The sequence below is a fragment of the Stenotrophomonas sp. STEN240 genome, from assembly GCF_056756175.1.
In genome coordinates, this window is record NZ_JBRRBO010000031.1 from 21,231 (window position 1) to 34,689 (window position 13,459).

Consider the following 13,459-nt stretch of genomic DNA (forward strand, 5'->3'; position numbering starts at 1 on the left):
ATTTGGGAAGGGCCGCTTTGCGGCCCTTCTGCTTTTGGGGCAGAGCAAGCAATGCTCGATGTCTCCCTTCTCCCGCTTGCGGGGGAAGGTGCCCGAAGGGCGGATGGGGGGAGCTTTGGCTCTTGTTGTTGCTGGCGCTTTGTTGTCTCGTTGACAAGCAAGATCAAGATCAAGATCAAGAGCTTTCGCTCCCCTACGGGAACGAGTCACTTTTCTTTGCTTGTGCAAAGAAGAAGTAACCAAAAGAAAGCACACCCTGCCTCCGCGCCCACGCAGCTACGCAGCGCGGGTCCACTGCGCTGGCAGGATTTTTCGACGAGACATCCCTGTCTCGTCGAAAAACGACGCACATCCCTGTGCGTCGCCCCATGCGGGGTCTTGTCTGCCAGCTCCGTCGCTGCGGAAGGGGCCCGGTAAGGCAAAGGCTGGAGCAGCGGCAAGGGCCGAAGCCAGAGCTGAAGCCAGAGCTGAAGCCAGAGCCAGAGCTAGAGCTAAAGCTAGAGTTAGAGCGGCCCTCACCCCAACCCCTCTCCCGCAGGCGGGAGAGGGGCTAAAGCCGGGGCGCTGCTTGGCGGTTGAAGCGGGTTCGAAGCACCGGCAGGGGGGAAGAGGTAAAATGCCCCGATTCCCACTTCTGCGCCCGTCATGACCGTCCGTACCCGCTTTGCCCCCAGTCCCACCGGCTACCTGCATATTGGTGGCGCCCGCACCGCGCTGTATTGCTGGCTGGAAGCGCGCCACCGTGGCGGTGAGTTCGTGCTGCGCATTGAAGATACTGACCGTGAGCGCTCAACCCAGGCCGCCATCGACGCCATCCTCGAGGCGATGGACTGGTTGGGCCTGGGCTATGACGAAGGCCCGATCTACCAGACCGAGCGCGTCGCCCGTTACAAGGAAGTGGCCGAGCAGCTGATCGCCGACGGCAAGGCCTATTACGCCTACGAGACCAAGGAAGAGCTCGACGCCATGCGCGAAGCCGCCATGGCCAAGCAGGAGAAGCCGCGTTACAACGGGGCCGCCCGCGAGCTCAAGCTGGCCTACAAGGACGACCCGAACCGCGTCATCCGCTTCAAGAACCCGCTTGAAGGCACGGTGCTGTTCGATGACCTGATCAAGGGCAACATCGAAATCGCCAACAGCGAGCTCGATGACATGGTCATCTTCCGCCCGGACGGCTACCCCACCTACAACTTCGCGGTGGTGGTCGACGATTGGGACATGAAGATCAATGAAGTCATCCGCGGTGATGACCACATCAACAACACCCCGCGCCAGATCAACCTGTACCAAGCCATCGGCGCGCCGGTGCCCAAGTTCGGCCATATGCCGATGATCCTGGACGAGCAGGGCGCCAAGCTGTCCAAGCGCACCGGCGCGGCCGACGTGATGCAGTACAAGGACGCCGGCTACCTGCCCGAGGCCTTGCTGAGCTACCTGGCCCGCCTGGGCTGGTCGCACGGTGACCAGGAGATCTTCACCCGCCAGGAACTGATTGATCTTTTCGACGTCACCAACTGCAATTCCAAGGCCGCGCGCCTGGACATGGCCAAGCTGGGCTGGGTCAACCAGCACTTCCTGAAGACCGAAACGCCTGAATCCATTGCGCCGCACCTGGTCTACCAGTTGGAAAAGCTGGGTCTGGACCTGGGCAACGGCCCGGCGCCGGTTGACGTGGTCATCGCCCTGCGCGAGCGCGTGCAGACCCTGAAGGAAATGGCCGAGAAGGCCGTGGTCTGGTACACCCCGCTGAACGAGTACGACGAAGCCGCGGTGGCCAAGCACTTCAAGGCTGGCGCCGAGGTTCCGCTGGGCAAGGCCCGCGAGCTGCTGGCCGCGGCTGAATGGACTGCCGAAGGCGTGTCGGCGGCCCTGCACGAGGTGGCCGCACAGCTGGAAATCGGCATGGGCAAGGTAGCCCAGCCGCTGCGCGTGGCCATCACCGGCACCCAGGTGAGCCCGGATATTTCCCATACGGTGTACCTTGCCGGCCGCGACGAGGCCTTGAAACGCATCGACGCCGCACTCATCAAGATCCCGACGGCCTGATTCGGACGAGGTAGCCATGACCGACGCACACTCCTGTACCGCCCCGCATCACCACGTTGAAGACGCGGCGGATTTTGTTGCGGTGGTCGAACGGGTGTGCCGTGAGCGCGGTTTGCGGCTGACGCCGATCCGCGCCAACGTGCTGCGCCTCATCGCCGAGGCGGGCAAGCCGGTCAAGGCTTACGAACTGCTGGAATGGGTGCGCGAAGGCAAGGGTGTCGGCGCCGATGCGCCACCCACCGTGTACCGCGCGCTGGATTTCCTGATGGCCAATGGCTTCGTGCACAAGCTGTCATCGGTCAACTCGTTTGTCGCCTGCCATCACCCGAGCAGCAACCAGCATTCGGTGCCGTTCCTGATCTGCGACCGTTGCCATAGCGCGGTGGAGCTGGAGGATCGCGACATCGTCCGCCAGCTGGAAGCCCGCGCCAAGGAGCTGGGTTTCAAGCCGCAGGCACAGACGCTGGAAGTACATGGCCTTTGCGCGAACTGCGCAGGGTGAAGCTCAAAGCCCCTCTCCCGGCGGTAGAGGGGTTGGGGTGAGGGTAAGGTGCCGCTCCAACAAGGCTGAAATCTCGTAGCCCTCTGTTCTTTTGTGGAAGCGGCATAAGCCGCGAAGCCAATAGGCTCCGACCGCCCCATCACGTTGGTGCGGTCAATGCGCTATCGGCTTCGGATGTCGTAGTGGCTTCGCGGCTAATGCCGCTCCTACAACAGCCGGCCGTGCTTACGGCTTCGGTGTTGCTTCGTAGACCACGTTGCCATCCTTGATGGTCTGCAACACCTTGATGGTGTGCAGCTGGCTGCGTTCGATGCTCAGCGGGTTGTCCGACAGCAGGGCCAGATCCGCGCGCTTGCCGACTTCGATCGAGCCCTTGCTGCTCTCCTCGCCATACTGCCGCGCTGCCCACAACGTGATCGCCTTCAGCGCGATCGCCGGTGAGACACGCTGGTCAGGTCCCAGCACACGGCCACTGCGGGTTACGCGGTTGACCGTCGCATCCAGCACCCGCATCGAATCCGGGAACACCACCGGCGCATCATGGTGCGAAGTGAACACCATGCCGGCATCCAGTACCCACTGCGTGGGCGAAATGTTCTCGGCGCGTTCCGGCCCCAGTACCGAGTCGCGGTGCCAATCACCCCAGTAATAGGTGTGCATCGGGAACAGCGAGGGGAAGATGCCCAGACGGCGCAGTTCGCCAACCTGGTCCTTGCGCAGGGTCTGGCCGTGGATCAGCACCGGGACCAGATGCTTGTCCGGGTACTTCGCCTCGGCGGTGGCAACGGCGTGGATCAGCTGGTCGATGGCGGCGTCGCCATTGGCATGCGCCAGTACCTGCCAGCCATGGCCCCAGGCCTGGGTGATCAGGTCATCGACCTTGGCGGTTGGAAACGCGGGGTAACCGGCATAGTCGGGCTTCTCGCCTTCGGGAACCTTGTAGTAAGGCTTGGTCAGCCATGCTGTCTTGCCTTGCGGCGAGCCATCCAGGCTGATCTTCACCCCGCCGATGCGGAAGTGGTCGGTGTAGTTCAGGCCATAGAACGGGCCCTGCATGGCCGGGTTCTGCAAGGCCACTTCAATATCGGGATAGGACACCACGTCGATCTTGAGCTTGCCGGCCTTGGCGGCCATCGGCAGCAGCTGCAGGGTGCCAGCGTCGGTTTTGCCGTCCTGCGCGGTGGTGTAGCCGTATTTCATATACAGCGCCTGGCCGGCTTCGAGCATGGCCAGTGACTGCTCGGCGGTCATCGCCGGCATCAGCTTGGCCAGGGCGATGTTGTGCGCGCTTTCCTCAAGCACGCCGTCGGGTACGTTGCTGCCGGGTTCGCGGCGGATCACGCCGCCCGGCGGGTTGGGCGTGTCGGCAGTGATGCCGGCCAACTCCAGCGCCTTGCTGTTGTAGGCACCGAGGTGGCCGGATTGATGCATCAGGATGACCGGGATATCGGTGGCGATCGCATCCAGGTCCTGGCGGGTCGGGTGCCGCTGTTCGACCAGCTGCGAATCGTCGTAGCCGAAGCCGATCAGCACCTTGTAGCCCTCGGGCGTGGTGGGGTGCGCGCGGAACTCGCGCATGATCTTCTGCAGCGCCGGGATCGAGTTGCCTTCGCCATCGGGTGCAGGCAGCAGGTTCGCCGACAGCGCCTGCAGGCCGACGCCGGAAACATGGCCGTGCGCATCGATGAAACCCGGCGTCAGGGTGTGGCCCTGCAGATCCACCTGCTGCGCCTGCGGGCTGAAGCGCTGCGCCGCCTTGCGGGTGCCGACAAAGGCGATGCGGCCGTCGCGCACGACGATGGCTTCGGCATCGGGCTGTTTGTCATTGACGGTGATGATGGGGCCGCCGGAATACAGCGTGTCGGCGGCGTTGGCGGCCGGGGCCGTGAGTGCAGCCAAGATGGAAGCGGCCAGAATCAGTTTCATCAAGGGTTCGCCCGGCTGGAGACAGGGGTACAGCCTAGCGCTTTAGTCCTTACCGTTGTGTTGAAGGAGCGGCGCGGTCTGTTTTGAAGCGGGAGTTGGCTTGGATGCGGTTGATTCTGGGCCGTTCTTGCGTCGCGTGGCGGGTTGTTACGGCGATGGATGCGCGGGTGGTTTGCAGGGTTCATTGGGAAAGCCCCTGCCGAGCATGGCTCGGCACTACACGCTCCCTCCCTTTTGCGTAGCAAAGGGGAGGGTTGGGGAGGGGTGCTTTGGCTTGTGCTGCTCGTGCGCGTTCACCGGGCAAACCCCTGCCGAGCATGGCTCGGCACTACCGCTCTAGCCCCTCTCCCGCTTGCGGGAGAGGGGTTGGGGTGAGGGCAGCTTTCGCTGGTAATGCCCCTGCCGAGCGTGGCTCCGCACTACCGGGTGGCGGTGGGCGTTGCGGCCGTATCCACTTCCACCACCACCGACATGCCGGGGCGCAGGCGGGCGGCCAGCGGCTGGTCGGGGTCGATGGCGATGCGGATCGGCAGGCGCTGCACCACCTTGGTGAAATTGCCGCTGGCGTTGTCGGGCTTGAGCACCGAGAACTCCGAACCGGTAGCGGGGGCAATCTGCTCGATGCGGCCGGTCAGCTTCTTGCCCTGGAAGGCATCCACACTGAAGGTCGCCGGCTGGCCGATGGCCATGTTCCAGGTCTGGCCTTCCTTGTAGTTGGCCACCACCCACAGCGTGTCCGGCACCAGGAACAGCAACTGGCTGCCGGCGGTGACGTACTGGCCCAGGCGCACGGTCGCTTCCGATACCTGACCGTCGCGCGGGGCCTTGATCACGGTGTTGTCCAGATCGATGCGGGCCAGCTCCAGCGCCGCTTCGGCCATGGCGACCTTGGCTTCCAGCCCCTTGCGCGCCACCTGGGTGGAGGTGAGGGTCTGCTCGGCGATATTGATGGCCGCCTGCGACTGGGCGACGCCGGCCGTTGCCACCTGTGCCGAGGAGCGCAGTTTGTCGCGGTCGCTGTTGGACACCAGCTGCTGTGCCGCCAACTGCTCGTAGCGCTGCAGTTCGGTGCGGCTGCGTTGCTGCTCAGCCTGCTCGGCCGAATGGTTTGCCCGTGCCGAGCTGATCTGCGCGCGGTTCTGCGCCTGGCTCTGGTCGGAGTTGGCCAGCTGCGCGCGTGCATCGTCGAGCGAAGCCTGGGCCTGGTCCACCTTCTGCTGGTAGATGCGCTGATCGATGCGCAGCAGTGGCTGGCCCTGCTTCACATGATCGAAGTCGCTGACCAGCACTTCGGTGACATAGCCATTGACCTGTGGTGCAAGCACCGTCACCTGGCCGCGCACATAGGCATCGTCGGTGTGCATGCGCGGGCTGTTGAATGGCCACAGCTGCCAGGCGCGCAGGATCAGGGTCAGCCCGATCATGGCGACGACGATCATCACCACCACGCTGGTGCGGCTGGGCCGGTTGTACTTGGACACCGCTGCGGGAGGCGGGGTTGAAGCGGTCTTTTCGGTTTTGTTGCTCATGTTTCTGCTCGTTTGTTCTGGGTGCCGGCGCGGTCACGGCCGATTACCTGCTTCACACGTGGGTTGCGTAGCGTCACTTCCAGCAGCAGCCAAGTCAGGAAACAGATCGCTACCCAGCCGCTGAAGGCGAATACATCGTTGAACGCACGCACATTGGCCTCGCGCTTGGCGGTGGCCGCCAGTGCAGCGCTGGCCTGTGCCTTGAGTTGTACCGGGTCGGTGATGATGCGGGCGTAGGCTTGCTGCTGTAGTTGCAGTCGCCGCGCCACCTGCGGGTCGGCGGGGTTGAGCTGGCTGACCAGTGCGGTGGAATAGATGTGCTCGCGGTGCAACTGGAAGCTGCTCAGGAAGGCCGAACCGGCCAGGCTGCCGAAGCTCTGGGTCAGCGACAAAATCACGATGAAGGACACGATGTGGTCCAGTCCGCGCGCCATCGCCTGGCGTATGCCCATCAACATCAGCGGGCCCATGAACATGCCACTGCCCACCGCCGCAAGGAATTGGCTGAGGGCGAAGTCCATCGGCCGGTCCATGCTGGTGCGGTGCTGGTCGAGGAAGGCGGCGCTGCCAAGCAGGATGATCGAGACCAGCAACTGCGGAATCAGCGCCTTCGGCCCGAAGGTCAGCGCGCCGGCGGCGATGCCGAGCAGCACGCCGATCAGGATCACCCCGAACAAGGGCGCCATCTGGTCCGGCCCCATGCCCAGCGTGCGCATCATCGTGATCATCCCGTAGGACTGCTCGTTGGTGAGGAAGCGGATCAGGAAGGCGCCGGCGATGAAGCGCAGCATCACCGGGCCCATCAGCCAGCGCACCTGCAGCAGCGGATTGCGGCGCTGGTGTTCGATGCACAGGCCAGCGGTGATCAACACCACCGCGGCCGCCAGCGCCCAACCCAGCCACGGTGAATCGAACCACCAGTGCAGATAGCCTTGGCTCAGCACCACCACCAGCAGCGCCAGGCCGGGGGCGAGCAGGGCGAAGGTGAGGAAGTCCTTGCGTTCGAATACCTTGATCTGGATGCCGGGCGGCAGCTTCAGCACCACCACGGCGGCGAACGAACAGAGCGCCAGCCCGGCCTCGAACAGATACAGGTTCTGCCACTCGCCGTGGTCCAGCAGACTGGGCGACAACAGCCACGCCAGCGGCACTGCCAGCTGCGACAGGCCCATGCCGATCACCAGCAGGTTGCCCACGTATTTGCGCGGCAGCGCCTGCAGCATGTACAGCGTGCCGAGGGTAGTACAGGCGGCGCCGGCAAAGCCGCTGGCGGCACGCACCAGCACCGTGGTGGTGGTGGTGCCGACAAACAGGTGCAGCACTGCCAGTGCGGCATAGGTGCCCAGGCCAATCTCGGCGAACAGGCGGATGCCGTATTCCTGGCGGAACTTGAACACCAGCAGGTTGGCACTGACGTTGACCATCAGATAGGCGGCAACCAGCCAGTTCGCCTCGCTCGCCTGCAGCCCCATCTGGCCGGTAATCAAAGGCAGGTTGGCGCTGATAAGCGCATTGCCCAGGCCGCCGGTGATGGCCACCAGCACCGCCACGGCGGCATAGGCCGCGCGCCGATACGGCGGGTGCCAGGGCATCGACGCCGAACCGGGCAGGGTGGGCTTTTCGTGCTCCTCCCAATCGGGAATGGGTTTGAGCGGCTTCATTTGGCTTCCGGTGCGAGCGGCGCGGCGAGGCCGGGGCGCAGCAATTCAAGCGCACGCCGTGCGAGGGTGGCGCGATCTTCGGCGGTGCGCCCGCGCAGGGCCGCGCCCAGCATGCTGGAGATCAGCGAAATATCGGCTAATTCCAGATCCCGCCGGCACAGGCCCGCGGCCTTCGCGCGCTGCAGAGCCGGTGCTGACAGGTTGAGGATGTGCTCGCGTGCGGCCTTGATGGCGGGGTGGTCCGGGTCCACCGCGCGCCAGTAATCAGCCAGTGCCGGCGAGTGCACGATGCGCTTGGCCATGCCGACGATCAACTCGAACAAGGCATCGTCACGCTCGCCCAGTTCCTGCAGGTGGGCTTCGATCTTTTCCACGGTCCGTTGCAGCAGCGCTTGGATCAGCGCGGTGCGGTCGGGGAAGTTGCGGTAGAGCGTTGCCCGGCCCACGCCGGCACGCTCCACCACAAGGTCAAGCGGGGCGGTGATGCCGTGCTCGCCGAACACGGCGTCAGCCGCGTCCAATAGCAATGCACGACGCGCGGCGGCATCGGAACGTATGGAAGTCATGCTGTCCATGATCCGGACAAAATTGTCCGGTTTCAATGGGCAGCGCGTAAACGCGCCGTCGCAGCTTCCCTTTTGTTCAGCTCGCGGCGGCCTGTGGGCGCAGGCGCGCTTCGCGGATCGGCAGGTTCACCAATGCCGCAGCAACCGCCAGCGCCATGTCGGCGTACCACATCCAGCTGAAATCGCCGCCGTATTCCAGTGCCACGCCGCCCAACCAAGCGCCGAAGAACGCGCCGATCTGGTGCGAGAACAGGGTCAGCCCGAACAGGGTGCCCATGTGCCGCGGGCCGAACAGCTTGCCGACCAGGCCAGCGGTCGGTGGCACGGTCGCCAACCAGGTAAAACCAAGTGCTGCGGCGAATACGTAGAAGGTCATCGGCGTCGGCGGCGAGGCCAGGTAGACCGCAATCAGCACCGCGCGGCTGAGGTACATCCAGAACAGCAGCCACTTCATGCGGAAGCGCTCACCGAGCGCGCCGATGATCAAGCTGCCGGCGACGTTGAACAGGCCGATCAGCGCGATCGAGACCGAGGCCACATTGGACGAGAGCCCGCACAGCGCGATTTCGCCCGGAAGGTGAGTGACCAGAAAAGCGATATGCACGCCGCAGGTGAAGAAGCCCAGATGCAGGCACCAGTAGCTGCGGTCGCGCAGTGCACGCTGCAGCTGTGGTCGCAGTTCTTCACCGTCGGCAGCGCCTTGCACGCGCGGTGCGCGCTTGCGCAGTGGCCAGGCCAAGGGCAGTGACAGCAGCACGATGAAGGCCAGCGCATACAAGGCCTTGATCCAGCCGAAGGCACTGAGCAGCAACTGCACCAGCGGCGCGAACAGGAACTGCCCCAGCGAACCACCGGCGTTGATGATGCCTGCCGCCATAGAGCGTTTCTGTGCGGGAATGCGCCAGGCGGTTGCACCGATCAGCACCGAGAAACTACCAGCACCAGCGCCGGCGGCCAGCAACAGCCCGAAGCTGAGATTGAGGCCCCAAGCGCCAGGTAGCAGTGGGGCTGCAACCAGGCCGATGGCCAGCAGCACGCCGCCGCCGACCAACACCGGCAAGGGGCCGCGCTTGTCGGCCATCGCACCGAAGAAGGGTTGCACCGCACCCCAGACAAACTGGCCGATCGCCAGCGAGAAGCTGATCTGGGCGACGCCCAGCCCGGTGGAAACATGGATGGGGTCGATCAGCAGCCCGCTGGTCTGGCGCACGCCCATGGTCACCATCAGGATGGCGGAGGCGGCCAGCAACAGGAGCCAGGGCGTGCGGGGCGGGGCTTGGGTGTTCATGCAGCTCGTCCTTGGTCCAGGGCCTGGGAAAGGGCTTCCAGCTGTTGGTTGAGCGTGGTTGTGCGCGCGCTGCCGAACAGCGTTTCGACTTCCTGTTGCGCGTGTTGCCAGAGCGGGAAGGCTTTCTGCAGGCGCCGTTTACCGGCGGCGCTGATCTGCACCTGGCGTTGGCGGGAGTCCTCGCCGGGCACGGCGCTGAGCAGCCCGACATCAAGCAGAGGCTTGAGGTTGCGGGTAAGGGTGGTGCGGTCCATGCCAAGCGCCTCGGCAAGCTCGCCGAGGGGGCGAGGTTGGCTTGAGCGGCGCAGGATGGAATAGGCGTTGAGGCTCAGATCAGCGGCGGCCAGATGGCGGTCGTAGACCTGGGAGACGCGGCGCGCGGCGCGGCGCAGTTGGAAGCAGGTACAGGGGCTGTGGGCGTCCATCGGCAGTGTCGGCGGGGCGATGGGTTGGAGTTTAGGTGCATATGCACGTAATTGCGAGAGTTGGGTATTTGGGTTTGGGTTTGGGTTTTGGCTTGGGCCCTGGTTCTGGTTCTGGCTCGGGCTTTGGCTATTGCTCTGGCTCTGGCTCTGGCTCTGGCTGTGGCTGTGGCTGTGGCTCTGGCTCTGGCTCTGGCTCTGGCTCTGGCTGTGGCTGTGGCTGTGGCTGTGGCTGTGGTTCTGGCTCTGCGCTTGAGGCTTGGGCAGGCCGCAGGAGCAAGGGCCGCTGCTTTCCCTTCTCCCGCCTGCGGGGGAAGGTGCCCGGAGGGCAGATGGGGGGGCTTTTGATCTGGCTTTGGCGGTTCTTGAAAATGGTTCTACACAAATTGGTCAGCGCGAAGAAAGAAACCACCTTGCGGTGGTTTCAAGTGAGCTTGAGCTGTGAGAGGGCGGCCGAAGCAAAAGCAGAGGGCAAGAGCAGAATCACGAGCAAGAGCAGAAGCAAGAGCAGAAGCAAGAGCAGAAGCAAGAGCAGAAGCAAGAGCAGAAGCAAGAGCAGAAGCAAGAGCAGAAGCAAGAGCAGAAGCTTGCCCTCACCCCTACCCCTCTCCCGCAGGCGGGAGAGGGGAAAGCAGGGGCCAAAGCTAGAGCTGAAGCTCAAAGCAACAGCTCAAAGCAACAGCTCAAAGCAACAGCTCAATCCAATGCGCGCCAAACGTTTAGAACCAGGCGCGGATACCAAATGCCACACCACGTCCCGGCAGCGGCGAGTAATCCCGCAGCAACGAGGTGTGCGGGCGTGCCTCACGATCAGTCAGGTTGCTGCCATCAAGGAATACTTCGTAGCTGTTGCTGCCATTGCGGTCCCAGCGATAGGCCACGTGGGCATCCACCAGCGTGTAACCGGTACTGGCTTCTTCGTTCACGGCCACATCCTTCTGGCTGCCATAACGCACTGCACCCAGCGAGGCGCGCCAGCCGCCCAATGACCAATGCAGGTCGGCACCCACGCGGGCGGGGGCGATGCGCGGCAGGTAGCCGCCATTGGCCAGCTCGACGTTGTAATGATGTGCGTGATCACCGTGCGGTACGGCGATATCGGCGTTGCGGGTGCCGCTGCCATCCAGTTCGGCCTTCACGTAGTCGCCAAATACGCGCAGGTCCCAGTCACCGGACAGGCCTTCGATCATGTGCCAGGTTGCCTCGGCTTCGGCGCCCTTGAAGGTGGCGTCGTTCTGCGTCCAGGCGCGTACCGGCAGGCCGCCTTCCGCCACGCCGGTATCGGCCAGGTAGATGAAGTCCTTGAACTTGGTCTGGTAGATCGCCGCCTGCACGTCGATGCGCTCGCTGTGCGCATGCAGGCCCAGTTCGACGCGCTGGCCGCGTTCGGTGTCCATGTTGGCGTTGCCGATTTCCAGCGAGCGCGTGGCGATATGCGCGCCGGCCGCGTACAGCTCTTCATTGGTCGGTGCACGCTCGGAGGCATCCACGCCGAAGCGCAGGTCGAAGGTGTCGTTCAAGGCCCAGATGCCGGACGCCGACAGGTTGGTCGCGCCGAAGCTGCGGTTGCGCTGGGCGTCGTCGGTCTCCAGCTTGACCCGGTCGTGGCGGGCGCCCAGTTCCAGCTTGAACGGGCCGAACTGTTTTTCCTGCAGCACGAATGCGCCCAGCGTGTCGGTGGTGGTGCCCGGCACGAAGGCTTCTTCGCCGATGGCGCCAAAGTCGCTGCTGCCGAACTGCAGGCCGAAAGCACCATCCCAGCCGGCCAGCGGCTGCTGCACGGCTTCCAGGCGGCCTTCAAAACCCTTGTTGGTGAAGCGGGTGGAAGGCGTGCCGGCTTCCAGCTCGGTGTGCTCGTAGTCGGTGTAGCCGCCGCGCAGGGTCACGCTCTTCAGGAACGAGGTCGGGTTGTACAGGCCGCCCTTCAGGTCGAAGCGGTTCTGCACCATGTCGATACGTACATCGTGCTCGTCGCCTTCCTCGGCATCGCCGTGGTCATGGTCGTGGTCATCGTGGTCATGGCCGTGATCATCGTCGGCATGCACATGCGCGCCATTGGGGATGCCGTAGTTGCTGCGGTAGGTTCCCAGCGAGGCGCCAAGGTAGCCGTTTTCACCGAACCAGGTCGCACCGACGCCACCGGCGCGGGTACGCACCGAACTGTTCTCCAGGCGGCCACGGGGGCCGAGCTCGTCGCTGTCGGCGGCATGGTCGCCATGGCCATCGGCGTCCAGTGCATGCGGGTCGATCGCATAACCCGGGATGCGGTAGTCATCGCCGTTGCGGATCAGGCCATCGACATGCAGGACCAGGTTGTCGCCGCTGACCCCGTCCAATCGGAACATGCCGCTGCGTTCCTCATTGACCGAGTTGCCGCGCAGTTCGGCACGGCCGCTGAGCGGGCGGTCCGGTACTTCGCTGGCGATGCGGCCATCGACAACGTTGACCGCGCCGCCGATCGCGCCGCTGCCAAACAGCAAGGTGGCCGGGCCTTTCAGCACTTCGATCTGGTCGGCCAGGAACGGCTCGATGCTGGACGCGTGGTCGGCGCTGACGGTGGAGGCGTCCATGTTGCCGACGCCATTGGACACGACCGCTACGCGCGGGCCTTCCTGACCACGGATGATCGGGCGACCGACGCCGGGGCCGAAGAAGGTGCTCTGCACGCCGGGCAGTTTGGACACGGTATCGCCCAAGGTGCCGGACTTGTGCTCATCCAGGTCGGCACCGGCCAGAACATCAACGGGCCGCGCCAAAGACTCGGCCGAGCCCTGCAACGGCGACGCGGTGACCTTCACTGCGCTCAGCTCGGTCAGATGATGGCTCTGCCCGGCATCGTCATCGGCGGCACTGGCAACGGCGGGAAGGGCGGCGGCCAGGGCGAGGAACAGCAGGTGGTGCTGGGTGCGGCGTGGGAAGGGCATGATGATCTCTCTGTTACTTTGTATCACTTGGGTTGCAGGCTGAACCGCGAGCGGCAAGGGCTTGGCGCAGGCGGTTAGGGCGGGGAGGACGATTATGTTATATTATTCCATAACGTTCCGTCGCCCCTGCTGGAAGTCATGCCGACTGCACCTACCGGATTACGCAAATTCCTCGATCGCTTTGGTGCGACCGGATCCTTGATCTGTGCGGTGCATTGCGCGCTGTTGCCGGCCTTGCTGGCGGCGGCGCCGGCACTGGGCTTGTCGTTCTGGCTCAGCGATGGCGTCGAAGCCAGCATCGTCATCTTCGTGACCGTGCTGGGTCTGTTCAGCCTGATCTGGGGCTATCTGCGGCATCGCGCGCTGATGGCGCTGCTGTTGCTGGTGCCGGGATTGCTATTGCTGTGGGCTGGCCTGCTGCACCCGGAGCTACATCATTCGCAGGTTCCGCACGCCGTGGTGATGACGCTGGGCGGGGTGCTGGTGGGCTTGGCGCATGTGGTCAACCTGCGCTTGAATCACGTTCATATACATGACGCCAGCTGCGCACATTGAGGGGCGCATGGTAGGCTTCTCGTCCATGCGCGAGGGCGCT

At 64.3% G+C, this 13,459-nt stretch carries 10 protein-coding genes; 3 read left to right on the forward strand and 7 right to left on the reverse strand.

Going from position 1 to position 13,459, the window contains the following annotated elements; all coding sequences use genetic code 11:
• The first annotated feature begins 645 nt into the window (after window positions 1-645).
• Window positions 646-2,046, forward strand: a complete 1,401-nt coding sequence (gene gltX, locus ACVOKO_RS13485) for a glutamate--tRNA ligase (RefSeq protein ID WP_346499420.1) — start codon at window positions 646-648, stop codon at window positions 2,044-2,046.
• Between the two features lie 16 nt (window positions 2,047-2,062).
• Window positions 2,063-2,548, forward strand: a complete 486-nt coding sequence (locus ACVOKO_RS13490) for a transcriptional repressor (RefSeq protein WP_346499421.1) — start codon at window positions 2,063-2,065, stop codon at window positions 2,546-2,548.
• Window positions 2,549-2,773: 225 nt separating this feature from the next.
• On the opposite strand, the gene ACVOKO_RS13495 is transcribed toward ACVOKO_RS13490, so the two are convergent.
• The 7 genes from ACVOKO_RS13495 to ACVOKO_RS13525 all read right to left on the reverse strand — a co-directional run bounded on the left by ACVOKO_RS13495 (window position 2,774) and on the right by ACVOKO_RS13525 (window position 12,864).
• Window positions 2,774-4,474 carry an amidohydrolase gene (locus tag ACVOKO_RS13495; protein ID WP_346499422.1) on the reverse strand — a complete coding sequence of 567 codons (1,701 nt, stop codon included), beginning with the start codon at window positions 4,472-4,474 and terminating at the stop codon, window positions 2,774-2,776.
• A gap of 419 nt (window positions 4,475-4,893) precedes the next feature.
• Window positions 4,894-6,003, reverse strand: a complete 1,110-nt coding sequence (locus ACVOKO_RS13500) for an HlyD family secretion protein (RefSeq protein ID WP_346499423.1) — start codon at window positions 6,001-6,003, stop codon at window positions 4,894-4,896.
• Window positions 6,000-7,664: an MFS transporter gene (locus ACVOKO_RS13505; protein WP_346499424.1), complete on the reverse strand. Its 1,665-nt coding sequence runs from the start codon at window positions 7,662-7,664 to the stop codon at window positions 6,000-6,002. The genes ACVOKO_RS13500 and ACVOKO_RS13505 overlap by 4 nt, the downstream gene beginning before the upstream one ends.
• Window positions 7,661-8,230, reverse strand: a complete 570-nt coding sequence (locus ACVOKO_RS13510) for a TetR/AcrR family transcriptional regulator (RefSeq protein ID WP_346499425.1) — start codon at window positions 8,228-8,230, stop codon at window positions 7,661-7,663. The genes ACVOKO_RS13505 and ACVOKO_RS13510 overlap by 4 nt, the downstream gene beginning before the upstream one ends.
• A gap of 76 nt (window positions 8,231-8,306) precedes the next feature.
• Window positions 8,307-9,518: an MFS transporter gene (locus ACVOKO_RS13515; protein ID WP_346499426.1), complete on the reverse strand. Its 1,212-nt coding sequence runs from the start codon at window positions 9,516-9,518 to the stop codon at window positions 8,307-8,309.
• On the reverse strand, window positions 9,515-9,943 hold the full coding sequence (locus tag ACVOKO_RS13520) for a MarR family winged helix-turn-helix transcriptional regulator (protein ID WP_346499427.1): 429 nt from the start codon (window positions 9,941-9,943) through the stop codon (window positions 9,515-9,517). The genes ACVOKO_RS13515 and ACVOKO_RS13520 overlap by 4 nt, the downstream gene beginning before the upstream one ends.
• A gap of 716 nt (window positions 9,944-10,659) precedes the next feature.
• On the reverse strand, window positions 10,660-12,864 hold the full coding sequence (locus ACVOKO_RS13525; RefSeq protein WP_346499428.1) for a TonB-dependent receptor: 2,205 nt from the start codon (window positions 12,862-12,864) through the stop codon (window positions 10,660-10,662).
• A 138-nt stretch (window positions 12,865-13,002) separates the two neighbouring features.
• Between ACVOKO_RS13525 and ACVOKO_RS13530 the strand changes: the two genes are divergently transcribed.
• The gene (locus tag ACVOKO_RS13530) at window positions 13,003-13,419 is read left to right on the forward strand and encodes a MerC domain-containing protein (protein WP_346499429.1); all 417 of its coding nucleotides are present in this window, start codon (window positions 13,003-13,005) and stop codon (window positions 13,417-13,419) included.
• The last annotated feature ends 40 nt before the right edge of the window (window positions 13,420-13,459 follow it).